1 protein-coding gene is annotated in these 299 nt (G+C 38.8%); it reads right to left on the bottom strand.

Features of this window, described 5'->3' with window-relative positions:
* Positions 1-223 (bottom strand): hypothetical protein (locus tag LZP73_RS19990; RefSeq protein ID WP_234236659.1); only part of this gene is annotated, 223 nt, incomplete at its 3' end.
* Positions 224-299 lie beyond the last annotated feature (76 nt).

The raw sequence follows: 299 nt of genomic DNA on the forward strand, positions 1-299 counted from the left end.
CATCATTAAATGTTGTACCGAATGTACACCATGAATACAAACTGATACTGATATCTGCCGCTGTCAGTAATGTGAACGAAAAGGCAAGAATAAAACGCAGCGTAAGCGATTTCATCGCCTTAATAATAAGAAGTGCCAGGATAAAGAATAACACCCGGTAGATCAGATGCGCGCCGGAGGATACAAGGAGATTAGAAAGGGTAAAGACAACCACTGATAACACAAGGCGCTTATCATTGTTAATCTGTGACCAGTTTATGAACGGAAGATTAATTTTCATAATAATTGAGAAAAAGCGA

Source organism: Shewanella sp. AS16 (genome assembly GCF_021412365.1).
GTDB classification, from domain to species: Bacteria; Pseudomonadota; Gammaproteobacteria; order Enterobacterales; family Shewanellaceae; genus Shewanella; species Shewanella salipaludis.